We start from the raw sequence: 21,823 nt of genomic DNA, 5'->3' as shown, positions 1-21,823 counted from the left end.
TCTATGTAAGACACAGTCCCCAATCACGGCAGGCAGGATCATGACCACACATTCGCGCGGCGTTTCCGCAACCATCGACCCGGTGAAGCTCGACAGGCTGGCGGAGGTCGCCGTCAAGGTCGGGCTGCAATTGCAGCCGGGTCAGGATCTGGTGCTGACCTCGTCTATCGCCGCGCTGCCTCTGACGCGGCGGATCGTCGAGCACGCCTACAAGGCAGGTGCCGGCCTGGTGACGCCGATCTTCAACGACGACGAGATCACTCTCGCGCGCTTCCGCTACGGCGCCGACGCCGGTTTCGACCGCGCCGCCGGCTGGCTCTATGAAGGCATGGCAAAAGCCTTCGCCAACAATGCGGCGAGGCTTGCCGTGCGCGGCGAGGATCCCTCGCTGCTTTCTTCTCAGGACCCGGCAAAGGTGGCGCGTGCCAACAAGGCGAATTCGATGGCCTATCAGCCGGCGCTGGAGAAGATCACCGGCTTCGACATCAACTGGAACATTGTGGCTTATCCCGATCAGGCGTGGGCCAAGCAGGTTTTCCCGGACGATGCCGAAGACCTCGCCGTAGCCAAGCTCGCCGACGCGATCTTTGCCGCCTCGCGGGTGGACGTCGAAGACCCGATCGGCAACTGGACGGCGCACAATGCGGCGTTGAAGAGCCGCACCGAATGGCTGAACGGCCACAATTTCCACGCGCTGCATTTCACCGGCCCCGGCACCGACCTGACCGTCGGGCTGGCCGACGGCCACGAGTGGATGGGCGGCGCTTCGACCGCCAAGAACGGCATCACCTGCAACCCGAACATCCCTACCGAGGAGGTTTTCACCACGCCGCATGCAAGGCGCGTCGAAGGTCATGTCACGAGTACAAAGCCTCTGTCCTACCAGGGCACGCTGATCGACGGCATTGCGGTGCGTTTCGAGGCGGGCCGCATCGTCGAGGCCAAGGCCTCGAAGGGTGAGGATGTGCTGCAGAAGGTGCTCGATACGGACGAAGGCTCGCGCCGTCTCGGCGAGGTGGCGCTGGTGCCGCATTCCTCGCCGATCGCCAAGAGCGGGCTGCTGTTTTTCAACACGCTGTTCGACGAGAACGCCGCCTGCCACATCGCGCTTGGCCAGTGCTACTCGAAGTGCTTTGTCGACGGCGCCTCGCTCAGCCAGGACGAGATCGCGGCGCGCGGCGGCAACAAGAGTTTCATCCACATCGACTGGATGATTGGCTCGGACAAGATCGATATAGACGGCGTCCACAAGGACAGCAGCCGCGTGCCGGTGATGCGCAAGGGCGAGTGGGTTTAAGAGCGCCAGCACGCAGCCGCGCCTGTGACGCATCCGGGGTTGGCAATGGAACTCGCGGTCAAGCGCATCTATGAGCCGCCGGCGCCCGATGACGGGCAGCGGGTGCTCGTGGACCGCATATGGCCGCGCGGCATCGCCAAGCAGGACGCGGCGCTGACGCTATGGCTGAGGGACATCGCGCCGAGCGACGCGTTGCGCAAATGGTTTGGCCATGAGCCGGCGCGCTGGGCGGAGTTCCAGCGGCGATACAGCGATGAGCTCGACCGGAACGGCGAGGCGGTAGCGGAACTGCGCGCCTTGCTCCGTGAGGGCAAGGTGACGCTGCTCTACGGCGCGCATGACGAGGCCCATAATAATGCGGTCGCGCTGGCGAGCTATTTGCGTGGGAAAACCACAAGCGTCTGATACGATCGATATGCATGCCGGCAGGACAGAGGGGGGCGCGACGGATCGCGGTGGGTCGGTTCTACTTCCTACCGATCGCCTCTTGATAAACATCAGGCTTGAAGCCAACCAGTATGCGATCGCCAAGTTCCAGCACCGGACGCTTGATCATCGTCGGCTTTGCCAGCATCAGCGCCTTGGCCTTCCTTTCATCCAGGCCCATCCTGTCCTCCTCCGACAGTTCGCGAAACGTCGTGCTCGCCTTGTTGAGCAGAATTTCCCAGCCGACTTTGCCTGACCAGCCGTTCAGCCGATCCGCATCCAGCCCGTCGACCCTGTAGTCATGAAAGCGATAGGCAACATCATGGCTCGCCAGCCAGGAACGGGCCTTCTTGATCGTATCGCAATTGGTGATGCCATACATGGTGATCGTCAAAAACGGATCCTCGGACCAGTCGAATCTGACGGCACCCTAAAACCGCACCTCGCAGTTTTCCAGCGACCTTGCCGGGCATCCATGATTTTCGCCCTTGCCAATAGTAAGGAATTTCCCTAAGTGTTTCTAAGCCAACTCTGGTCACGCGGAATGGCCGAGGCAAGGAAACGACTATGACGAGCCTGCAGACCGAATGCCCCCCGCCCGTCGACGGCATTTTCCGGGCGCTCGCCGATCCGACCCGACGACGCGTGGTCGAGCGACTGAACCGAAGCCCCGCCTCGGTCAGCGAGCTTGCCCAGCCGTTCGAGATGGCCCTGCCATCCTTCATCGAGCATCTCAGGGTTTTGGAAGGCTGCGGGCTGGTGCATTCGGAGAAGGCAGGCCGCGTCAGGACCTACCGGCTCGCGCCGGAGCCGCTGAAGCTCGCGGAAAACTGGCTGGCCGAGCAGCGGGCGCTGTGGGAGCGCCGTCTCGACCAGTTCGACGACTACGTGCTGAAACTCAAGGAGAAAGACAGATGAACATGGCCCCGTTGTTCCAACCCGATCCGAAGCTCGACCTCGTGCTGGAACGGTCGATCGAGGCGCCGCGCGAACTGCTGTGGATGGCCTTGACGAAGCCCGAGCATGTCCGCCAATGGTTCACGCCGAAGCCGTGGATCATCACCGATTGCGAGATCGACCTGCGGCCCGGCGGCCTGTTCCGCACCCGCATGCAGTCGCCCGACGGCAAGGAGGTCAACGACAGGCGTTGCTGCTACCTCGAGATCGTCCAGGACGAGCGGCTGGTGTGGACCGATGCGCTGCTGCCAGGCTACCGGCCGTCAGGCGACCCATTCATTACAGCCGTCATATCGCTGCAATCGCGGGGCGAGGCGACGCGCTACACCGCGACCGCCATCCACCGCGACGAAGCCACGTGCAACAGCCACGCGGAGATGGGCTTCTACGACGGCTGGGGCACGGTGGCGGATCAGTTGGCGGGCTACGTCAAAACGATCTGAGCTTCTCGAAGACGGCCAGGTCATCCTCCCGGCCGCCATGCTTATTGTTCAACCTTGCAGCGGCTCCCGGAAGCCGGTGGTATTTCCGGCCTCAATAGTAGAACCGCTCTTCGGTGATCTTGCCGTTCTTGACCGTGTACAGACCAACCTCATCTATGGTGGCACGTTCGCCGGTAGCTTTGGGCGTTATGTCAAACTTGAAGCGCAGTGCGAACTGGTCGCCGTTGACATATGGGCCCTCGACCGAACCGCCATGCACTTCGTTGTTCTCTTGCCACCACTGGTTCTTTTGCTTCAGAGCTTCCTTGCCACCGGAGACGGCCATCGGCCCCTCCATGGCTTCGTAGCTGGCGACGTCATCGGCATTGTACTTCTCAGCAGCACCTTGGTGATCGCCCTGCTTGAGGAGCTCGGTGAAATCCTTGGCAATTTCCGTGATCGTCATGGGGGTTCCTCCTGTTAAGACGCGTTGGAAGTAGCGGGTCGCGTGCTGGCCTGCCATCGTCAATCCCGAGACAGCTGACATGCCATGTCAGGATGATGAATATCGTGCGGGCTATGACGACGGCTTGGGCCTCTACATCCCGGCCAAGGCATCGTCTTGGCCGTTCAATTGCCAACGTGCGCTCTCGCGGTAAATCCCCTTGCCGATTACACTGTGGATCAGCACAAAATCCCGGACTGTCCAGCCAATTGGATCAATCGACCGTTCGCGAATCCTGGGGACACGGACTTCGTCACGAAGCAGCGTAACATGCGGTTCAATGGACTTCGTGAGAAAGAGCTTTAGCGGGCTGTCGGAAATCAGAGCGGTGAGATTGCGCCAGAATTCTTGGAGCGCTGGATTGCTGTCACCGTTGCGCAGAACCAGCGAACCACCACCAAAAGCCGTCAGGCGATCGAAAGAAACATCGAACGGTTTTGCAACGCTCATCGAGCCGATATGCCGAGCGATTTCAACCAGCTTTTCCGGATACCTATCATGGTCACCGAGGCCGACGAGCGAGATATGGATGTGGTTTTCCGGAACAAACCAGCCTTGCAGCCCTAACTCTCGACTCAAGGCGATAGCCTTTCGCGCCAAGGGACCAGCGACCGCGCTCTCAGCCAAGATGGCGAAGAATGTGCGGTCGTCGAAACGTCGCTTGGACCCCTCCCATCGGAAAAGGTCTGGCCGTTGTTCGCGGTTCCGAATGCAGGTTGCCCACTCATAATTGATCTCTCGTCCGGCAAAATCGTATCCGACCGAGAAATTTAGAACAAACAGAGAACTCGTCAAATGGAAACGCAACGGGCGCTGAATGCTTTCCGCGCCAACACCCGCGATTTCAGCGGTCGAGGAAGCCCTGCCGAGCAGGAATTCGAAGTCTGCGCCCCGTTGCCGATAATGTGGGAACACTCCGGTTTTCTGGAAGTTGAAAATCAGACTAGCTGGGCAGCATAGGGCAGTTGGCGCCGCGGCGCAGGCTGATATGCACCACATCGCCGACGCTGAATTGAAAACCCTCTGTCGGGCGTGGCGCGTCGATCACGACCTGTGTCCCCTGCCCCAGCTCTGCATGAAGGCGCAAGGTGCGGCCGTGGAAGACGATGCTGTTCACCCGCACCGGTACAGTGCCGGCCGTGGCCTCGGTCGTCGCCAAAAGATCCTCCGGACGCACGCCGATGGTGCGCACCGTGCCCTCGCCAGGCAGTTCGCCCGTCTCCGAAACGGCTTCCAGCGGCAGGGCGCCGGCGGCGAACCGCAAGCGCTCGCCGTCGCGGCCGACAAAGCGCGACTGCAGAAGGTTCATCGTGCCGATGAAGCTGGCGACGAATTTGGTGGCGGGCCGGTCGTAGAGGGTCGCCGGCGGCGCGGTCTGCTCGATGCGGCCTTTGTTCATGACGACGATGCGGTCAGAGATCGACAGCGCCTCGGTCTGGTCGTGCGTGACCATGACGAAAGTGGTGCCGAGGCGCGACTGCAGGCGCTTCAATTCGACCTGCATCTGTTCGCGCAGATGCGCATCGAGCGCCGACAGCGGCTCGTCGAGCAGCAGCACGCGCGGTTCGCAGACTATGGCGCGGGCAAGCGCGACGCGCTGGCGCTGGCCACCCGACAATTCGGACACGCGGGCGCCGAGCTTGTCGGCAAGGCCGACCATGTCGAGCGCTGCGCCGACGCGCTTCGCCTGTTCGGCACCCGCGAGCTTGCGCAGCGACAAGCCGAAGCCGACATTTTCGGCGACGTTCATGTGCGGAAACAGCGCGTAGTCCTGGAATACGGTGTTGACCGGGCGGTCGAAGGGCCTGAGCCCCGTGATGTCGCGCCCTTCGAGCAGGACCCTGCCGCTCGACGGGCCTTCGAAACCAGCGATGACCCGCAGGCTGGTGGTCTTGCCGCAGCCGGACGGTCCGAGCAGGGTCAGGAACTCGCCGCGCGAAATATTGAGATCGACAGTGTCGAGCCCGACGATGCCGCCGGGGAAAATCTTGGAGACCTTGTCCAGCCGGACGAGCGGATCAGGCGCCATCGCGAACCTCGGACGGCTTGGTGGTGTTGACCCACAGGATCTGGCAGCGCTCGCTGCCCGGATTGCGGAAGGCATGCAGCAAGGTGCTCTTGAAGGCGAAGCTGTCACCGGCCTTCAGCCCGTATCTGGTCGAATCGACCACCAGCTCGACCTCGCCCGACAGGACGAAGCCGAATTCATGGCCGGCATGGGCGTAGGCTTCGGCGGTGCCGCCACCGGCGTCCACCGTCACCAGCATGCCGGTCAGCGTGGCAGCCGGCGGCGACAGCAGCGCCTTGGCGATGCCTTCCGACTTGACCGGGATCTGACGCCGGCTGTTGGCGCGCACGCAATAAAGATCGTTGCCGGCATCGTTGCCGTCAACGATCAGCGCCGACGGCTCGATGTCGAGTGCGGCGGCGAGCGGCCAGATCACTCGCACCCGCAATGATGACATGCCGCGCTCGATCTGGCTCAGCGCACCGATCGAGACGCCGGCTTTGGCGGCGAGTTCGGCCAGCGAGAGATTGCGCTCCAGCCTGAGCGCCCGCACGCGCCGGCCGACCCTTACGTCGGCGTCGTCCTTCGGCTTCTCAGCCGCTTCGTCCAGCATGTCCATTCGTTCGTCCTTATTTGGTAAGGTTTTCCCTCCCCGTGGGAGAAGGTGGATCGACGCGAAGTGCCGAGACGGATGAGGGGTGTTGGCCGGAGTGCCGTCGGTGCCATCTGGAACACCCCTCATCCGTCGCCTTCGGCGACACTTCTCCCGCAAGGGGAGAAGGAAGTACGAACTCAGCCGCCTGCCTTGACCTTCTCGAACATCTTGGCGAGTTCGTCATTCTGTTTCATCGGCCCGGTAAAGATCGTGGTCTTCAGCATCACCTCGGGATCGGAAGGCAGCTGCAGTTTCTCCAACTCCTCCTTCGGCACGGCGGCGAAAGCCGAGCTGGTCGAGCTGCCATAGCCGTAGGCCTGGATCAGATACTTTCCGGAATCCGTCTCCAGCCGGCTGTTGATGAAGTCATAGGCTAGGTCGACGTTCTTGGCGTCCTTGAGCATGACGAAGCCGCAAGCCCAGGTCAGCATGCCTTCTTTCGGCTTCATGAACTCGACAGGCACGCCCTGCTTCGTCAGCGACGTGGCCGAGGCGTTCCAGGTCATCGCCGCGACCAGCTGCCCGCTCGCCAATGCCTGTTCGACCGAGGTCATGTCGGTGGTGTAGTTCGAGAGCAGCGGGCGCTGCTCGCGAAGTTTTTCTGCCACCTTGTCCATCTGTTCCGGTGTCATGTCGAATGGATTGACGCCGGCGAGAAGGGCCGCCACCACCGGTGTGTCGTGGATGGCATCGATGGTCGCCATACGCCCGGCATATTGCTTATCCCAAAGCAGGTTCCAGCTGGCTTCCGGGTTCTTCACCAGATCGGTGCGGTAGAGGATCGAGGTGTTGCCCCAGTCCCACGGCACCATCCAGACCTTGCCGTCGCCGGCCTGCAGGTCGGGCAGGTTCTTGAAGACCGGGAAGATCGAATCCCAGTTCTTGATGCGCTTGGTGTCGATCGGCTGCAGCAGGCCTTCCTTGTTCCAGCGCGCCACTTTGTCATAGCATGGGTGAGCGACATCGGGGCGGAAGCCGGCCTTGACCTTGGTGAAAGCGTCATCGTCGTCGCCAAACATCGAAGCTTCGAGACCATCGGGGTGCGCGGCGAGGAAGCTCTTGTTGAAGTCGGGCAGTTCATAGCCCGACCACGTGAAATATTGCAGCTTGTCGCCGGCAAAGGCGACAGTCGACGCAAGCGCCAGCGCGAACGCAGCCAGTCCGGTTTTCGCTGTCTTTGCCGTTATCGATTTCAGGTCGAATGCCATTGCAGTTCTCCTCCTTCGGTTTCTTCTGGTTTTGACAGGTTGGCGGGCGCTGACCGCCGGGTGGCAGCAAGCCCGCGATGGCGAAGCATTTCGGCGAGTGCGGCGATGAGGAACGACACGGCCAGGATCGAAGTGCCGAGCGCCATGACGGTCGGCAGCGATTTCGGGAAGCGCAGCTGGCTCCAGATATAAAGCGGCAGCGTCGGCTCGGTGCCGGCAAGGAAGAAGGCGACGATGAACTCGTCGAAGGAGGTCAGGAAGGCCAGCATGAACGCCGAAATAATGGCCGGCAGGCTAAGCGGCAGCATCACCCGTCTGAAGGTCGTCCAGTCGGAAGCGCCGAGGTCGAGCGCTGCCTCGCGGATGGTCTTCGGGATGGCGGCGAAGCGGCTGCGCATGACCACCACCGTCGTCGGCAGCGCCACCAATACATGGCCGAGCACAATGGCAATGCGCGACGGCCCAAAGCCGGCGAGGTTGACCAGGATGAGCAGCGATATGCCGACGATGACGCCTGGGATTAGGATCGGCAGCCGCGCTATAGCACTGATCGTGGCGGCCAGCGGCGAGCGGCCGTAGAGGTCCATATAGGACACGGTCACGCCGCAGAGTGTTGCGCCGGTGGCAGCAATTGCGCCGATGACGAGGCTGGTGGCAAGCGCGCCGGACAGCGCCGAATTGCCGTAAAGCGTGCCGTACCATTCAAGCGTGAAGCCTTGCAGCGGAAACGCCGCCTGGATCGAATTGTTGAAGGAAAACAGCGGGATCAGCAATATCGGCAAATACAGGAATATCAAATAGGCAAGGACATAGGCGCCGAGCCAGCCGCCGCCCTGTTTTGCATCGACACGCGCCGCGTTCATGTGCGGCTGCCGTATCGGCGGTCGGCGAAGCGCACCACCAGCACCACGGCGAGGATGACCAGCATGACGGCGACGGCGAGTGCGGCGCCGAACGGCCAGTCATTTGCCTTGCCGAACTCGGCCTGGATCAGCGTACCGATCATGGTGCTGGCCGGGCCGCCGACCAACGCCGGGGTGACATAGTCGCCGACGGTCGGCACGAAGACGACGAGGGCCGCCGCCAGCACGCCCGGCATCGAATTGGGCAGCACGATGCGGCGGAAGCTGGTGAACGGTTTTGCGCCGAGATCGGAAGCGGCTTCGAGCAGCGATTTCGGGATCGTGTCCAGCGCCACATAGATGGGCAGGATGGCGAACGGGGCATAAGCGTGGGCAAGCGTGACGACGACCGCTGCCGGCGTATTAAGGAAGGCCAATGTCGGCTCCGACCAGATGCCGCTTTCGATCAGCGCCGAGTTCAGCACGCCATTATAGGCAAGCACGATCTTCCAGGCGAAGACGCGCAGCAGATAACTGGTCCAGAATGGCAGGGTCAGCAGGAACAGCAACAGCCCACGCCGCCGCCCGGCATGGAAAGCCAGATAATAGGCGACAGGATATGCTGTGACGACGGTTGCCAGCGTTACCAGGCCGGCGATGCCGAGCGAGCGCAGCGTCACAGTCCAGTACAGCGGATCGGTGGCCACAGTGACGAAATTCGCAAGGGTGAAACCAGCGCCGAGCAGCGAGCCGTCATTGCCGCGGAAGGCCAGGAAGAACACCAGGCCCAAGGCGAAAAGGATCAGCAAAAAGGTGACCAACCCGCCGGGCAGCAGCATGGCGAAGCGAAAACCCGGCGAAGACTGGGTTTCCGGCAGCGGCTGCGTTGCGGCGACGGTCGACATCGACTGCCTATGGTATTTGAAATCGACTAAGCTTTTTTCATATTCGTGAAGCTGTCAAGCTGTTTCACGTTCGGGAATGAACGTCAGCGTTCGAAGGCGTCCAGCATTCGGTACCAGGCGATGGTCGCGGCAACGCCGACCTGCCGAAAGGCGTGAAACGGGATCGGCCGGATCGGCGAGACCGGGAACGGCAATTGCCTGGGGTCGCCGCTCGACAGATAGGAGGCGATCCGCTCGCCAAGCGCCGTCATCAGGCCGATGCCGCGGCCCTGGCAGCCAACCACCGCCAGCAGACCCTTCTCTGGCTCGTGGATATGCGGGAGATGGTCCGGCGTCATTGCCACCCGGCCGAACCAGCGCTTTTCAATGGCCACGTCGGACAGCGCCGGGTAGAGTCGCAGCAGCGCGCGTTCCAGATGCGCCCAGTCGGCCGGGCCGTTCGGCAAGGCCATGCGGCCGCGTCCGCCAAGCACCAGCCGACCATCGGCACTCTTGCGGTAATAGACGAGGATGCGGCGCGAATCCGAAACCGCCTGCCCCTCCGGCAGGATCGCCGCCGCGAGATTGGACGATAGCGGCGCTGTCGCGATCTGAAAGGAATGCAGCGGGACGATCGTCTCGGCGAGGCCGGGAAGCAGGCCGCCAGTATAGGCGTTGGTCGCCAGGACGACCGCCCTGGCCTTGAGTTCGGCGCCGCTTTCCGTGGCAACGTGCCAAATACCAGCATCCTTGCTGATCTGCATCACGTTCTGGCGCTCGGCGATCTTTACGCTTGCCGCTGCAGCGACGCGCGCCAGTTCCGACGTGTAGGCGAGCGGATCGATGACGCCGGCACGGCGATCGAGCCAGCCGCCGAGATAGCCTTGCGCGCCGGTCATCGTCGCGATCTCCGTCCCGCTCAGCAACCGGACATCGGCGCCGCGGGCGCGCCACTGCCGATCCCGATTCGCCGCCGCTTTCAGCGCGGTCTCGGTGTGTGCGGCCTGGATCCAGCCGTTGCGGACGAACGGCACCGCCAGTCTTTCGTCGCGGATCATTTCGAAAACGGCGTCCGCCGTCGAGGCGGCAAAGTTGACGAGCGCCTCACCGCGTTCGAGACCAAAATGCTCCAGCAGCCAGTCCGGATCGTATTTCAGGCCAGGAATAACCTGACCGCCGTTCAGACCGGACGCGCCATTGCCAATTTCGCCGGCCTCCAGCACCTGGACCGCAAGGCCGAGCCGGGCAGCGTGCAAGGCCGTCGACAGCCCCAGGATGCCGCCGCCGACGATGACGACATCGACGCGTCGGCCGGCTGGACAAAGCGACTGGAACGCGGTGGCTGTCCGCGGCCTTTGCCAGATCGGATCGGAAAACCGTAAGGACAAGGGTCACCTGGGCTGCGCTTTTCAGTGAAAATCCTAATGACGATTTCATGGATTTGACAGCCTGTTTTCGGCTCGCCATTGGCGCAGCGCGAAATCGATTACGATCCAGCAGCGCAAGACGACCTTAACAGATTGACAAAGCTGGCCTTCGAAACGGGATAGACCTTTGCCGGGAATTTGTTGAAAGTGCCGCGGCCGAAGGACAAGACAACAGGAAATACAAGCCATGACGAACGCCACACATTTGCCCGCCGAAGGCCTCTTCGTGGGCCGCGCCCGGGCGAGCGATGCTTCCCATCCGCTGGTGGTCACGGTGCGTGACGGCACGGTCTTCGACATCACGTCAAATGTGGCACCGACCGTACGCGACGTTTGCGAATTGCCGGATCCGGCAGGACACGTCCGCTCGGCAAAGGGGCGGCCGATCGGCCCGCTCGACGCCATTGCGGCCAACAGTTTCGAGACAGCGCGCGATCCGGGGAAACCGTACCTGCTGTCCCCCGTCGACCTGCAGGCGATCAAGGCGTCTGGCGTCACCTTTGTCGTCAGCCTGCTCGAACGGGTGATCGAGGAGCAGGCGCGCGGTTCGGCGGAAAAGGCCGACGCCATTCGCGCCGACATCGCCGGGCTGATCGGCCACGATCTGTCGAAGCTCAAGCCCGGCTCGCCGGAAGCGATGGAGATCAAGGCCAAGCTGATTGCGCGCGGCGCCTGGTCGCAATATCTGGAAGTCGGCATAGGCCCCGATGCCGAGATCTTCACCAAATGCCAGCCGATGGCCTCGGTCGGCTTCGGCGCCGATGTCGGCCTGCATCCGGTTTCGACATGGAACAATCCGGAGCCGGAGATCGCCATGATCGCCGCGAGCAGCGGCAGGATCGTCGGGGCGACGATCGGCAACGACGTCAATCTGCGCGACGTCGAGGGGCGCTCGGCGCTGCTGCTCGGCAAAGCCAAGGACAACAACGCTTCGGCAGCACTTGGCCCCTTTATCCGGCTGTTCGATGAGACATTTTCCATCGGCGACGTGAAGCAGGCGATCGTACGGTTGAAAGTCGAAGGCGAGGATGGATTCTCGCTGGAAGGCGCCAGTTCGATGGCCGAGATCAGCCGCTCGCCGGAAGAGTTGGTCGCCGCCGCCATGGGGCCACATCACCAATACCCGGACGGGCTGGCGCTCTATCTCGGCACGATGTTCGTGCCGTCGAAGGATCGCGGCGAAACAGGCAAGGGCTTTACCCACAAGGTCGGCGACATCGTCACCATATCCTCGGAGAAGTTCGGTGCCTTGGTCAACCGCGTGCGGCTGTCACCCGACTGCCCACACTGGACCTACGGCGCCAGCCATCTGATGCGTGACCTCGCAAGGGCCGACCTCATCTAGTCCCCCAGCCTAACATCCGATAGATCTAGAATTCTCTGATTGGAAATTACCTGCTAGTCGGCATTCGGGAGAGTCCATTGATCGTCGCTCTTGAGGGCAAGACCCTTGTCGTTACCGGCGGGACGCAAGGGCTTGGCGAGACCATCGCCCGGCTGGCCTCAGCCGGCGGCGGCGAAGGGATCGCCATTGTCGGCCGCAATGCCGAGCGTGGCGCACGCATCGCCGAAGAGCTTTCACGACCAAGCCGGCCCGTCGTCTTCATCCAGGCCGAGCTTGGAGATCCGGCCGCGCCTGCAGCTGTCATGGCGGAAGCGATCAAAAGACTCGGCCGCATCGATTGTCTGGTGAACGCTGCGGCCCTCACCGACCGGGCCTCGCTGGAAACTGGCACAATCGACGACTGGGACAGGTTGTTTTCCGTCAATGCGCGCGCGCCGTTCTTCCTCATGCAAGCGGCCGTAGCCGACATGAAGACACGGCGTGCGGCGGGTGCCATCGTCAACATACTGTCGGTGAATGCGCATTGCGGTGCGCCGGACCTTGCCATCTATTCCGCCACCAAGGGCGCGCTTTCGACGCTGACCAGAAACATTGCCAACGCGCATCTTTCCGATCGCATCCGCGTCAACGGCATCAACATGGGCTGGGTAGCGACGCCGGCCGAACAAGAGATGCAGGCGCGCACGCTGGGCAAGGGCGAAAACTGGGCAAAGATCGCCGCCGCCGGCCTGCCGCTTGGTCGATTGCTGACCATGGACGAAGTCGCCCAGCTAACGCTGTTCCTGCTCAGCGACGCCTCCGGGCTGATGACCGGGACGCTTATCGACCTAGAGCAATCCGTGCTCGGCGCGCCGCCGCGCGGCATTGCGTGACGGTCGCAGGGCCGATCGTCGGCCGCCCGGAAAATATCAGCCTAACTGATGCAATCTGATGGGATTGCTGATGGCGTCGTGCTTTGCGCCAACGTCCATTGGCAATCGAGGCTTGCCATCGATCGAAAAAGGGAATGCTCTAATGCGCCCAGGTCGACGCTGGCAAAATGCGACCACCGTTTTGGCCGCGCACGGCTTTTCGCGGTGATCGTCGTCGGAGGAGGAGTTCGGTTCAAATGGGAGGAAATCAAATGCTGACGAGGCTAAGACTGCTTGTACTTGGCTTGGTAGTGGCGCTGGCCATTCCGGCCGCGGCACAGGCCAAGACGTTCTACTGGATTTCGCATGGCGGCCCGGCCGATCCGGTCTGGACCTACTTCCTTGCCGGCGCCAAGCAATGGGCGGCGGACACCGGAAACACTGTCAACACATCGTTCCACAATGGCGACGTGGCGTCGCAGCAGGAGGCTATTCGCGCCGCGATTTCCGCGAAGGCCGACGGCATCACCACGACCAGCCCTGATCCGGGCAGCCTTGTCGAGATCGTCAAGGAAGCGCGGGCGGCGAACATCCCGATCATCAACTTCAACACGCCCGACCCGAAGGCGGACTTCAACGCCTATGTCGGCGGCGACAACGTCACCTTCGGCAAGCACTGGGCGCAGTATCTGGTCGACAAGGGCCTTGTGAAGAAGGGCGACTTCGTCTGGATGCCGGTCGAGGTTCCCGGCGCCACCTATGGCGTCCAGGAAGAGGAAGGCATCAAGAGCGTGTTCGAGCCGCTCGGCATCACCTACGAGATCACCGAAGCGACGCTCGACCAGGCCGAAGTGATCAACCGCATGGTCGATTACCTCACCGCCAACAGGGCCAAGGTCAAGGCGGTTATCGGCCTCGGCGACCTGGTCACCGGTTCGATCAAGCGGGTGTTCGACCAGGTCGGCGTCAAGCCGGGCGAAATCCCGGTCGTCGGCTGGGGCAACTCGCTCGACACCACCCAGGAAGTGCTGAACGGCTACGTCAATGCCGCGCAGTGGCAGGATCCGCAGGCGACCAGCTACGTCGCGCTCTCGCTCGCCAACATGGCGGCAAGCGGTATTCCGCCAGGCTTCGACGTGATCACCGGCGCGCTCTATGAGAAGGACACCGCCGCGGTATACGACAAGATCCTGTCCGGCAAATAGGTCCGCGATCGAGTTGGTCACGGCCCCTTCGGCGGCCGTGACCGTCTCATCATTCCGCCGAACCGCTTGCGGTCTCGGCCAAATCCAATCCTATCGCGGGTCCAAGGTGGAAAATCGTTCTCTTATCCAACGCTCGATCGCGCGGCCTGAGTTCGGGCCGTTCGTGCTGCTCGTCATCGAGATCGCCGTGTTCTGGGGCATCAACCACGACTTCCTGTCGCCGCAAAACATCTCGAACACGCTGGCCTTCACGGTCGAACTCGGGCTGATCGCGCTGGCGATGACGCTGTTGATGACATCAGGCGAATTCGACCTCTCGGTCGGCTCGGTGTTCGGCTTCTCGCCGGTCCTGATGTGGACCTTGTTCAACAGCGGCGTCGCCTCGCTCGAAGCCGCCTTCGTCGTTGCGCTGGTGGTCGCTGCCTTCATCGGACTGGTCAATGGCTGGTTCGTGACGCAGCTCAAGATCCCGTCCTTCCTGGTGACGCTTGGCATGCTGCTGGTGGTGCGCGGCACCGCTTTGTTCGTCACCAGCGGGTTTCCGCAGCGGACCTGGAGCGCCGAGGGCAGCTGGCTGGCGGAAGCCCTGGTCGGCGATTTCTTCATCGGGCCGTTCCGTATCTATATGTCGCTGTTCTGGTTCATCGCCGCCGCAATCGCGCTCGGCTACGTGCTGACGCAGAGCCGGACCGGCAACTGGATCCAGGCGGCCGGCGGCAACCCGAGTGCTGCAAGGGCGCGCGGCGTCAATGTCAGCGGCGTCAAGATCGGCCTGTTCATCCTGTCGTCGATCCTGGCCTCGCTCGCCGGCGTCATCTCCTCGCTGCGCACCTCGGCGGCCAACCCCAACAGCGGTACCGGCTACGAGCTCGAAGTCATCGCCATGGTGGTGATCGGCGGCACGGCGCTGACCGGCGGGCGCGGCACAATCATCGGCACGGTGCTCGGTATCCTGATCCTGCGCGTGATGCGCAACGGCATCGTGCTGATCGGTGTGCCGGGCCTTGCCTACAACATCTTCATCGGCGCCATCATCCTCGGCATGATGGCGCTCCACTCATGGCTGGAACGCCGGCATCAGGCAGGGACTTGAGACGATGGTCGAGCCACTGATCCGCATGACGAACATCCGCAAGTCCTATGGGCGCGTGCAGGCGCTGGTTGATGCCAATTTCCATGTCAACGAAAGAGAGATCGTCGGACTGCTCGGCGACAACGGCGCCGGCAAGTCGACGCTGATCAAGGTGCTGTCGGGCGCGGTCCCGCTGACCAGCGGCGACATCTTTATCCGCGGCAAGAAGGTGAATTTGCGCAGTACCAGCGACGCCATCGCCCATGGCATCGAGACGATCTACCAAGATTCCGCGTTGGTGACGCAGCTGTCGATCGCCCGTAACCTGTTCCTTGGACGCGAGCCGATCAAGCCGCCGCGTTTCCTCAACCGCATGGACCAGGAGGCGATGAACGTGGTTGCCCGTGACCTGCTCAAGCAGGTCGGCATCTCGAAGAACATCCCGCCGACGACGCCGATCGGCTCACTCTCCGGCGGCGAGCGGCAGGCGGTGGCGATTGCGCGCGCCATGCATTTCGACAGCGACCTCATCATCCTCGACGAGCCGACCAACAATCTCGGCGTCGCCGAAACACAAGGGGTGCTGAGCTTCGTGCGCAGTGCCCGCGATTCCGGCCATTCCTGCATCTTCATCGCCCACAACATCCACCATGTCTTCCAGGTGGTCGACCGCATCGTGGTCATGCGCCGCGGCAAGGTGGTCGCCGACGATATCGACCCGAAGAAGACCAGCGTCGCCGAAGTCGAGCGCGTCATCACCGGCATGTCGGACAAGGAGATCCGTGACGCGCTGGCCGAGGGCACGCAACGGCCCGGCTGAGCAGCCGGGCCGGGCTTATCGTCGAGGCACTGGATCGCATCGCCACATGGTTGCGACATGAAAGCCACCGTTTCGGATATTGCCAGGAGCTGCGGCCTGTCGACCGCGACGGTCGACCGTGTGCTCAACAACCGGCCGGGGGCGAGTGCCGCCAACCGGCAGCGCGTGATGGAGGCGGCCAAGCAGCTCGGCTATCTGCCGGTCGTCGACCAGGTCGCGTTGCCCTCGCGGCCGGCACATCTCGAATTCTTCCTGCCGATGGGCAGCAATGCCTTCATGGCCGATCTGGCCAGGCACATCGAGGATTATGCGGCGCGCCTGCCGCTGGTCGCGTCCTGCCGCATCCACAAGCTCGCCGGCATCTCGCCGAGTGCCTTGCAGATGGCCGTCGAAAACCTCTCGCTCAAGGCGAACGGTGTCGGCGTCATCGCCATCGACCATCCGAGAACGCGCAACATCTTGCGCGAGATCGTCGAGGCCGGCATCCGCCTGGTCACGCTGGTGTCCGACGTTCCCGGCGCGCCGCGCTCAGCTTATGTCGGCATCGACAACAGGGTGGCCGGCCGCACCGCGGCGCTGCTGATGGGACGGTTCCTCGGCGGCCGCCAAGGCCATCTGGCGATGGTGGTCGGCTCACGTTCCTATCGCGGCCACGAGGAACGCGAGATGGGCTTTCGCTCGGTGCTCGGCGAGGAGTTCCCCAATCTGACCGTCACCAGCGCCGTCGAGATTAACGACGAGCCGGAGGTCAGTTATACCGCGACCATGAAGGCGCTGCACAACGAGCCGGAGCTGCTCGGCATCTACTGTATCGGGGCCGGGCGCTCGGGCGTGGCAAAAGCATTGCTCGAAGCCAGGCCGCGGACGAAGCCGGTGTTCATCTGCCATGACCTGACGCGCGAGACGCGCGGCTATCTGGTCGACGATCTGCTCGACGTCGTCATCGACCAGAATGCGCGGCTGATCGCCGAACAGTCGGTCATTCGCCTGCTCGGCTCGATCGCCTCGTCGGCGCCCTATCTGACGCGGAAATTCATCGAGCCGCGCCTGATCTTCAAGGAAAATGTCCCGGTGCAGTGATGTCGTGCGGGGGCGATGGTCGCTCGGGCCTTGATCGTTAAAATTCGGTTGATACCGCAAATCTGCACATCACCTATGCAACTTTTTTGGTTGCCGAATCATTGGGCAATTGATAGTTTCGCAGGTGTCGGCCATCTACTCCTCCCAGATGCGATGCCGACGCTGAGTGCGGTACACCTCCTCCCGTGCCGTATTCGAAATCGAGCCCGCTGCCACCTCCTCCCGGCAGCGGGCTTTTTTTGTTCCGGCGCCGGGATAGCGGGCGATGCTTGGGGTCGTTACTAGCATCGGACACGGCTGTTGATCCGCAAATCGTTGAGCTTCGCCGCGGCTTGTCGGGCAGAATCCTGTCACACTTGTCACTCTCACTGGTTCGCCAGCGGCCCTATCCTGCCTCACGACCAGCAAACAACGCCGCGCCAGCAATGCTGTTGGGGCAAGGGAGACGCGAGATGGCACATCGCGATGGACGAGACATCACCCGGCGGCACGGCGCGCAATCGAAACGCCGCGGATCGTTTCGCCGCTTGCGAGATTATCTGGCCCTGAAAGAAGTGATCAGGCCTTCCGCCATGCGGACGAACTGCGCGCTCGGGCCCTCGGCGCCGACGCTTTGCAGGCTGACGCGGGCGCCCTCGAGCAGAAGCGACAGCGTATCGGCGAGAAGCTCGGCCTGTCCGATACCCGCGTCGCGACATAGGGAGACCAGACGCTCGCGCTGCGCTTCCTTGAGTTCCTTGATCACTTGCCTTGCCGGATGATCGGCCTCGCTCAGCTCGATGGCGGCGTTGGCCATGTCGCAACCGCGGCGATCCGACATCAGGCAATCGGCCGCCATCCGGACCCAGGCGTGCAGTTGCGCCAGCTTGTCGCCCGGATTCTCGGCCTCGAATTTCTCCCACATCGCGTTAGCGCTGCAGGCGGTCGCCCGCAGACATTCGATGATCAGGTCGTCCTTGGACTCGAAATGCCGGTAGAGCGTCATCTTGTTGGTGCCGGCGGCCTCGGTGATGGCGTCGATGCCGACGCCGCGAATGCCATGCTTGTGAAACATGTCCCGTGCCGTCTCCAGGATCCTGTCCCGGGGGCGAACACGCTCCACAACACCGTCTGTCATCAAAACCTCCGTGATTGCGTTTCCGAAATTCCCTCGGTGCACCTCTTGACTAGGGTGTTACCGGTCTGTAACGTTAGCGATGTTACTTACCTGTAACACCCGCATTGCATCATGTCAAACTCGCAAGTGCCGGCGATCAGCCCCGCCCCGATCGGCAAGGGGACGAACCGCACCTTACGGCCTCGGCTGGCGAGCAAGAAAACACCAGATCCGCGGCTTGCCGCGTATCGCCAAAACCAGGAGCCGCTTCGATGTCGCAGCGCAATGATCTGACGATCGATGAAGTCGTGAGGGATCCGATGATCCGCATGCTGATGAAAGCCGACCGCGTCGACCCGCGGTCTTTCGAGGCGATGCTGCGTGCGCTGGCGGACGAGCAGGCCGAGCGCCGCAATGCGCCGCGTCGTCCCCTGCAAGATTTCGGCTTTCTCGAAGATTCCGGCTCAACGCGCAGCCGGCGGCTGTCCAGGGTGGCCAAGGCCTTCGGCCGGGCCAGAACATCGGGCGAGGCCTGCATCTCATGGTAAACTTCTTCATCCATCGTCCGATCTTTGCGTCGGCGATCGCCATCATCATGGTGCTCGCCGGGGGGATCTCTTATTTCCTTCTGCCGGTCTCGCAATTTCCCGACATCACGCCGCCCCAGGTCGTGGTCAGCGCCCACTACCCGGGCGCCAGCGCGCAGGTCGTCGCCGACACGGTGACGACACCGCTCGAACAGCAGATAAACGGCGTCCAAGGCATGATCTATATGTCGTCGTCGAGCTCCAATGACGGCTCGTCGACGATCACCATCACCTTCGACGTCGGCTACGATCTGAGCACGGCGGCCGTCGACGTCCAGAACCGCGTTTCGCAGGCGGCTTCCTCGTTGCCGGCCATCGTCAATCAGGGCGGCGTGACGATCAAGAAGCAGAACCCGAACTTCGTCCTGATCGTCGACCTCACCTCGCCGGACGGTTCCGTCAATCCGGTCGCGCTGAGCAATCTCGCCTATCTGCAGGTGGTCGATCCGCTGAAGCGGCTGCCCGGCGTCGGCGACGTGCAGATCTTTGGCGAGCGGCGCTATTCGATGCGCATTTGGCTCGACCCCGACAAGCTCGCCAATCTCGGCATTACCGCCGTCGACGTGCAGAACGCCGTCGCCGAGCAGAACGTCCAGGTGGCGGCCGGCAAGATCGGGCAATCACCGGCTCCGGCCGGCACTGCCTTCGAGATGCAGGTCAACGCCGTCGGCAGGCTGAGCGATCCCAAGGAGTTCGGCGACATCGTCGTGCGGGCCAATACCGCCAACGGCTCGCTGGTCAGGCTGCGCGACGTTGCGCGCATCGAACTCGGCGCGCTGCAATATTCGTCGTCGGCCTTCTTCGGCAAGGACCCGACGGTGGTGCTCGCGGTCTACCAGATGCCGGGCTCCAACGCGCTCGATCTGCAGCAGCGCGTCAAGGACAAGATGCAGGAGCTGTCAGCCCGTTTCCCGAAGGGCGTCAGCTACGCCATGCATTACGATACGACACGTTTCGTTTCGGCCTCAATGCACGACGTGCTGATCACGCTCGGCGAAGCGCTGGTCCTGGTCGTCGCCGTGGTGTTCATCTTCCTGCAAAGCTGGCGCACCACGATCATCCCGACGATCGCAATTCCGGTGTCGCTGGTGACGACGCTGGCCGTCATGCATATGCTTGGCTTCTCGCTGAACATGCTCAGCCTGCTCGGCATGGTGCTGGCGATCGGCCTCGTCGTCGACGACGCCATCGTCGTCGTCGAGAATGTCGAACGCCAACTTGAGGCCGGCCTCAAACCTCTGGCCGCCACGCGCACGGCGATGGCCGAGGTCACTGGCCCGATCATCGCCACGACCGCCGTGCTGATGGCCGTGTTCGTGCCGGTCGCCTTCATTCCCGGCGTGTCCGGCCGACTCTACAACCAGTTCGCCCTGACCGTGGCGATCTCCTTCGGCATCTCGGCCTTCGTCTCGCTGACGCTTACCCCGTCGCTCAGCGCCGCCTTCCTGCGCCACCGGCCGGAAACACAGTTCGTGCTGTTCCGCTGGTTCAACAGGGGCTTCGAACGGCTGGCGCATGCCTATGCGAATGGCGTACGCATTCTCATCCGCCTGCGCTGGATCATGCTCGGCGTGTTCGCGGCCGGACTTGTCGCGACCTATTTCGTCTGGCAGCGCCTGCCGTCGACCTTCCTTCCGGTCGAGGACCAGGGCTATTTCTTCGTCGTCATCCAGCTCCCCGATGGGGCCTCGCTGGAACGCACCGATGCAGTGGCGCAAAAGGCGCGCGACATCCTGCAAAACACGCCCGGCGTCGACATCGTCGGCTCGATCAGCGGCTTGAACTTCCTGACCAGTGCCGCGCAGTCGAACTCGGCGGTCGAATTCGCGATCCTGAAGCCATGGGACGAACGCGGCCCCGACCAGAGCGCCTCGAAGCTCGTCGCCGACGTGCGCAACAAGCTGCTGCAAATTCCGGAGGCTTTTGCGCTGAGCTTCGACCCGCCGTCGATCCCGGGCATCGGCACCACTGGTGGCTTCGAGTTCCAGGTCGAGGACCTGACCGGCCGCGGCAGCGTGGCGCTCAACGATGCGACGCAAGCGGTGATTGCCGAGGCGCGCAAGCAGCCGGAGCTCAACCCACAGCAATTGTTCTCGTCGTTCTCGACCTCGACGCCGCAGTTCAACTATGATCTCGATCGCGCCAAGGCGAAGCTGCTCGGGCTCAACCTGCCGGACGTCTTCAACACGCTGCAGATCTATCTCGGCTCGCTCTATGTGAACGATTTCAACCTGTTCGGCCGCACCTTCCGGGTGACGATCCAGGCCGACAAGGACTCTCGCGCCGGTCCGGCCGACATATCGCGGCTCTATGTCCGCAATGCGTCGGGTGGCATGGTGCCGTTGAGCACGTTGGGCAAGCTTGTGCCGATCGTCGGCCCCGAGACCGTGCCGCATTACAACAACAATGCGTCGGCGCTGATCAATGGCGGCGCCGCCCCCGGCTTTTCGTCCGGCCAGGCGGTGGCGGCAATGGAGCGTGCCGCTGCCACGGCATTGCCGAGAGATTTCGGCTACGAATGGACCGGCATCACCTATCAGGAGCTCAAGGCAGGATCGATCGCATCCGTCGTCTTCGGCCTTGCAATCGTCTTCGTCTTCCTGATCCTGGCCGCGCAGTATGAGAGCTGGGCGATGCCGTTCATGGTGCTGCTGGCGGTGCCGCTCGCATTGTTCGGTGCGTTCGTCGTGCTGTGGCTGCGCGGCATGCAGATCGACGTCTATTCGCAGATCGGCTTCGTCATGCTGATCGGACTGGCGGCCAAGAACGCAATTCTGATCGTGGAGTTTGCCCGGCGCCGGCGCGAAGAAGGCCTCAGCATCGTCGACGCCGCGATGGAAGCGGCGCGGCTTCGGCTGCGACCGATCCTGATGACCGCCTTCGCCTTCATCCTCGGCGTGCTGCCGCTGATGTTCGCCACAGGTGCGGGTGCCGCAAGCCGGCAGTCGATCGGCACCACCGTCTTTGGCGGCATGGTCGCGGCGACGATCCTGTCGCTGGTGTTCGTGCCGGTCTTCTATGCGGTGATCGAGCAACTGCGCGAGCGCCGCAGGGAGAGCGAACCGGTTTCCGAAGCGACCGAACAACCAACTGCCGAACCCGCCTTCGAGCCATTGGCCGAAGCGGCTGAATAGGA

General features: G+C 62.8%; 22 protein-coding genes. 12 read left to right on the top strand and 10 right to left on the bottom strand.

Features of this window, described 5'->3' with window-relative positions:
* Positions 1 to 40 precede the first annotated feature (40 nt).
* Positions 41 to 1,297, top strand: a complete 1,257-nt coding sequence (locus tag NKI79_RS10325) for an aminopeptidase (RefSeq protein WP_352801415.1) — start codon at positions 41 to 43, stop codon at positions 1,295 to 1,297.
* A gap of 39 nt (positions 1,298 to 1,336) precedes the next feature.
* Positions 1,337 to 1,702: a DUF488 domain-containing protein gene (locus NKI79_RS10320; protein ID WP_352801414.1), complete on the top strand. Its 366-nt coding sequence runs from the start codon at positions 1,337 to 1,339 to the stop codon at positions 1,700 to 1,702.
* Between the two features lie 61 nt (positions 1,703 to 1,763).
* Here the strand turns inward: NKI79_RS10320 and NKI79_RS10315 are convergent, their stop codons facing one another.
* The gene (locus NKI79_RS10315) at positions 1,764 to 2,117 is read right to left on the bottom strand and encodes an ArsC family reductase (protein ID WP_352801413.1); all 354 of its coding nucleotides are present in this window, start codon (positions 2,115 to 2,117) and stop codon (positions 1,764 to 1,766) included.
* A gap of 173 nt (positions 2,118 to 2,290) precedes the next feature.
* Between NKI79_RS10315 and NKI79_RS10310 the strand changes: the two genes are divergently transcribed.
* Positions 2,291 to 2,641 (top strand): ArsR/SmtB family transcription factor, encoded by a 351-nt coding sequence (locus NKI79_RS10310; protein WP_352801412.1) that lies wholly within the window; start codon positions 2,291 to 2,293, stop codon positions 2,639 to 2,641.
* A gap of 2 nt (positions 2,642 to 2,643) precedes the next feature.
* Positions 2,644 to 3,123: an SRPBCC family protein gene (locus NKI79_RS10305; RefSeq protein WP_352801457.1), complete on the top strand. Its 480-nt coding sequence runs from the start codon at positions 2,644 to 2,646 to the stop codon at positions 3,121 to 3,123.
* 91 nt (positions 3,124 to 3,214) lie between these two features.
* Here the strand turns inward: NKI79_RS10305 and NKI79_RS10300 are convergent, their stop codons facing one another.
* The 8 genes from NKI79_RS10300 to NKI79_RS10265 form a co-directional block, all read right to left on the bottom strand.
* Positions 3,215 to 3,568: a SnoaL-like domain-containing protein gene (locus NKI79_RS10300; protein ID WP_352801411.1), complete on the bottom strand. Its 354-nt coding sequence runs from the start codon at positions 3,566 to 3,568 to the stop codon at positions 3,215 to 3,217.
* A 132-nt stretch (positions 3,569 to 3,700) separates the two neighbouring features.
* Positions 3,701 to 4,522: a 2'-5' RNA ligase family protein gene (locus NKI79_RS10295; RefSeq protein WP_352801410.1), complete on the bottom strand. Its 822-nt coding sequence runs from the start codon at positions 4,520 to 4,522 to the stop codon at positions 3,701 to 3,703.
* Positions 4,523 to 4,550: 28 nt separating this feature from the next.
* Positions 4,551 to 5,636 carry an ABC transporter ATP-binding protein gene (locus NKI79_RS10290; protein WP_352801409.1) on the bottom strand — a complete coding sequence of 362 codons (1,086 nt, stop codon included), beginning with the start codon at positions 5,634 to 5,636 and terminating at the stop codon, positions 4,551 to 4,553.
* Entirely contained in the window at positions 5,626 to 6,234 is a 609-nt protein-coding gene (locus NKI79_RS10285) for a cupin domain-containing protein (protein WP_352801408.1), read from the bottom strand. Before NKI79_RS10285 ends, NKI79_RS10290 begins: the two co-directional genes overlap by 11 nt.
* 173 nt (positions 6,235 to 6,407) lie before the next feature.
* Positions 6,408 to 7,478 carry an ABC transporter substrate-binding protein gene (locus NKI79_RS10280; RefSeq protein ID WP_352801407.1) on the bottom strand — a complete coding sequence of 357 codons (1,071 nt, stop codon included), beginning with the start codon at positions 7,476 to 7,478 and terminating at the stop codon, positions 6,408 to 6,410.
* Complete coding sequence (locus NKI79_RS10275; protein ID WP_352801406.1) at positions 7,463 to 8,341, bottom strand: ABC transporter permease; 879 nt, start codon at positions 8,339 to 8,341, stop codon at positions 7,463 to 7,465. Before NKI79_RS10275 ends, NKI79_RS10280 begins: the two co-directional genes overlap by 16 nt.
* Entirely contained in the window at positions 8,338 to 9,225 is an 888-nt protein-coding gene (locus NKI79_RS10270; protein WP_352476606.1) for an ABC transporter permease, read from the bottom strand. The genes NKI79_RS10275 and NKI79_RS10270 overlap by 4 nt, the downstream gene beginning before the upstream one ends.
* Positions 9,226 to 9,308: 83 nt before the next feature.
* The gene (locus NKI79_RS10265) at positions 9,309 to 10,592 is read right to left on the bottom strand and encodes an NAD(P)/FAD-dependent oxidoreductase (protein ID WP_352476605.1); all 1,284 of its coding nucleotides are present in this window, start codon (positions 10,590 to 10,592) and stop codon (positions 9,309 to 9,311) included.
* A gap of 226 nt (positions 10,593 to 10,818) precedes the next feature.
* On the opposite strand from NKI79_RS10265, the gene NKI79_RS10260 reads away from it, so the two are divergent.
* The 6 genes from NKI79_RS10260 to NKI79_RS10235 all read left to right on the top strand — a co-directional run bounded on the left by NKI79_RS10260 (position 10,819) and on the right by NKI79_RS10235 (position 17,004).
* A complete protein-coding gene (locus tag NKI79_RS10260) occupies positions 10,819 to 11,976 on the top strand; it encodes a fumarylacetoacetate hydrolase family protein (protein ID WP_352452558.1) in 1,158 nt (385 codons plus the stop codon).
* A gap of 77 nt (positions 11,977 to 12,053) precedes the next feature.
* Positions 12,054 to 12,848: an SDR family oxidoreductase gene (locus tag NKI79_RS10255; protein WP_352476604.1), complete on the top strand. Its 795-nt coding sequence runs from the start codon at positions 12,054 to 12,056 to the stop codon at positions 12,846 to 12,848.
* 251 nt (positions 12,849 to 13,099) lie between these two features.
* Complete coding sequence (locus NKI79_RS10250) at positions 13,100 to 14,032, top strand: sugar ABC transporter substrate-binding protein (RefSeq protein ID WP_254820393.1); 933 nt, start codon at positions 13,100 to 13,102, stop codon at positions 14,030 to 14,032.
* Positions 14,033 to 14,138: 106 nt separating this feature from the next.
* Positions 14,139 to 15,125, top strand: coding sequence for an ABC transporter permease (locus NKI79_RS10245; protein WP_254820392.1), 987 nt, complete (start codon positions 14,139 to 14,141; stop codon positions 15,123 to 15,125).
* A gap of 4 nt (positions 15,126 to 15,129) precedes the next feature.
* The gene (locus NKI79_RS10240) at positions 15,130 to 15,924 is read left to right on the top strand and encodes an ATP-binding cassette domain-containing protein (protein WP_352801405.1); all 795 of its coding nucleotides are present in this window, start codon (positions 15,130 to 15,132) and stop codon (positions 15,922 to 15,924) included.
* 57 nt (positions 15,925 to 15,981) lie between these two features.
* Positions 15,982 to 17,004, top strand: a complete 1,023-nt coding sequence (locus NKI79_RS10235) for a LacI family DNA-binding transcriptional regulator (RefSeq protein WP_352476602.1) — start codon at positions 15,982 to 15,984, stop codon at positions 17,002 to 17,004.
* Positions 17,005 to 17,539: 535 nt separating this feature from the next.
* Here NKI79_RS10235 and NKI79_RS10230 read toward each other — a convergent pair.
* The gene (locus NKI79_RS10230) at positions 17,540 to 18,121 is read right to left on the bottom strand and encodes a TetR/AcrR family transcriptional regulator (protein ID WP_031211029.1); all 582 of its coding nucleotides are present in this window, start codon (positions 18,119 to 18,121) and stop codon (positions 17,540 to 17,542) included.
* A 251-nt stretch (positions 18,122 to 18,372) separates the two neighbouring features.
* Here NKI79_RS10230 and NKI79_RS10225 point away from each other — a divergent pair, with 251 nt between their 5' ends.
* Both NKI79_RS10225 and NKI79_RS10220 read left to right on the top strand, forming a co-directional pair.
* Positions 18,373 to 18,648, top strand: coding sequence for a hypothetical protein (locus tag NKI79_RS10225; RefSeq protein WP_352801404.1), 276 nt, complete (start codon positions 18,373 to 18,375; stop codon positions 18,646 to 18,648).
* A complete protein-coding gene (locus NKI79_RS10220) occupies positions 18,642 to 21,821 on the top strand; it encodes an efflux RND transporter permease subunit (RefSeq protein WP_352801403.1) in 3,180 nt (1,059 codons plus the stop codon). Before NKI79_RS10225 ends, NKI79_RS10220 begins: the two co-directional genes overlap by 7 nt.
* Positions 21,822 to 21,823 lie beyond the last annotated feature (2 nt).

This window comes from Mesorhizobium sp. M0340 (genome assembly GCF_040321535.1).
Lineage (GTDB): Bacteria > Pseudomonadota > Alphaproteobacteria > Rhizobiales > Rhizobiaceae > Mesorhizobium.
The sequence above is the reverse complement of the archived record's forward strand: the minus strand, read 5'-3'. Positions and strand labels throughout refer to the sequence as shown.

Excerpts from the sequence above, each read along its gene's own strand:
- NKI79_RS10220 (WP_352801403.1), top strand. The coding sequence starts at position 18,642 with ATGGTAAACTTCTTCATCCATCGTCCGATCTTTGCGTCGGCGATCGCC.
- NKI79_RS10305 (WP_352801457.1), top strand. The coding sequence starts at position 2,644 with ATGGCCCCGTTGTTCCAACCCGATCCGAAGCTCGACCTCGTGCTGGAA.
- NKI79_RS10235 (WP_352476602.1), top strand. The coding sequence starts at position 15,982 with ATGAAAGCCACCGTTTCGGATATTGCCAGGAGCTGCGGCCTGTCGACC.
- NKI79_RS10250 (WP_254820393.1), top strand. The coding sequence starts at position 13,100 with ATGCTGACGAGGCTAAGACTGCTTGTACTTGGCTTGGTAGTGGCGCTG.
- NKI79_RS10325 (WP_352801415.1), top strand. The coding sequence starts at position 41 with ATGACCACACATTCGCGCGGCGTTTCCGCAACCATCGACCCGGTGAAG.
- NKI79_RS10300 (WP_352801411.1), bottom strand. The coding sequence starts at position 3,568 with ATGACGATCACGGAAATTGCCAAGGATTTCACCGAGCTCCTCAAGCAG.
- NKI79_RS10260 (WP_352452558.1), top strand. The coding sequence starts at position 10,819 with ATGACGAACGCCACACATTTGCCCGCCGAAGGCCTCTTCGTGGGCCGC.
- NKI79_RS10275 (WP_352801406.1), bottom strand. The coding sequence starts at position 8,341 with ATGAACGCGGCGCGTGTCGATGCAAAACAGGGCGGCGGCTGGCTCGGC.
- NKI79_RS10290 (WP_352801409.1), bottom strand. The coding sequence starts at position 5,636 with ATGGCGCCTGATCCGCTCGTCCGGCTGGACAAGGTCTCCAAGATTTTC.
- NKI79_RS10285 (WP_352801408.1), bottom strand. The coding sequence starts at position 6,234 with ATGGACATGCTGGACGAAGCGGCTGAGAAGCCGAAGGACGACGCCGAC.
- NKI79_RS10225 (WP_352801404.1), top strand. The coding sequence starts at position 18,373 with ATGTCGCAGCGCAATGATCTGACGATCGATGAAGTCGTGAGGGATCCG.
- NKI79_RS10240 (WP_352801405.1), top strand. The coding sequence starts at position 15,130 with ATGGTCGAGCCACTGATCCGCATGACGAACATCCGCAAGTCCTATGGG.
- NKI79_RS10230 (WP_031211029.1), bottom strand. The coding sequence starts at position 18,121 with ATGACAGACGGTGTTGTGGAGCGTGTTCGCCCCCGGGACAGGATCCTG.
- NKI79_RS10310 (WP_352801412.1), top strand. The coding sequence starts at position 2,291 with ATGACGAGCCTGCAGACCGAATGCCCCCCGCCCGTCGACGGCATTTTC.
- NKI79_RS10280 (WP_352801407.1), bottom strand. The coding sequence starts at position 7,478 with ATGGCATTCGACCTGAAATCGATAACGGCAAAGACAGCGAAAACCGGA.
- NKI79_RS10270 (WP_352476606.1), bottom strand. The coding sequence starts at position 9,225 with ATGTCGACCGTCGCCGCAACGCAGCCGCTGCCGGAAACCCAGTCTTCG.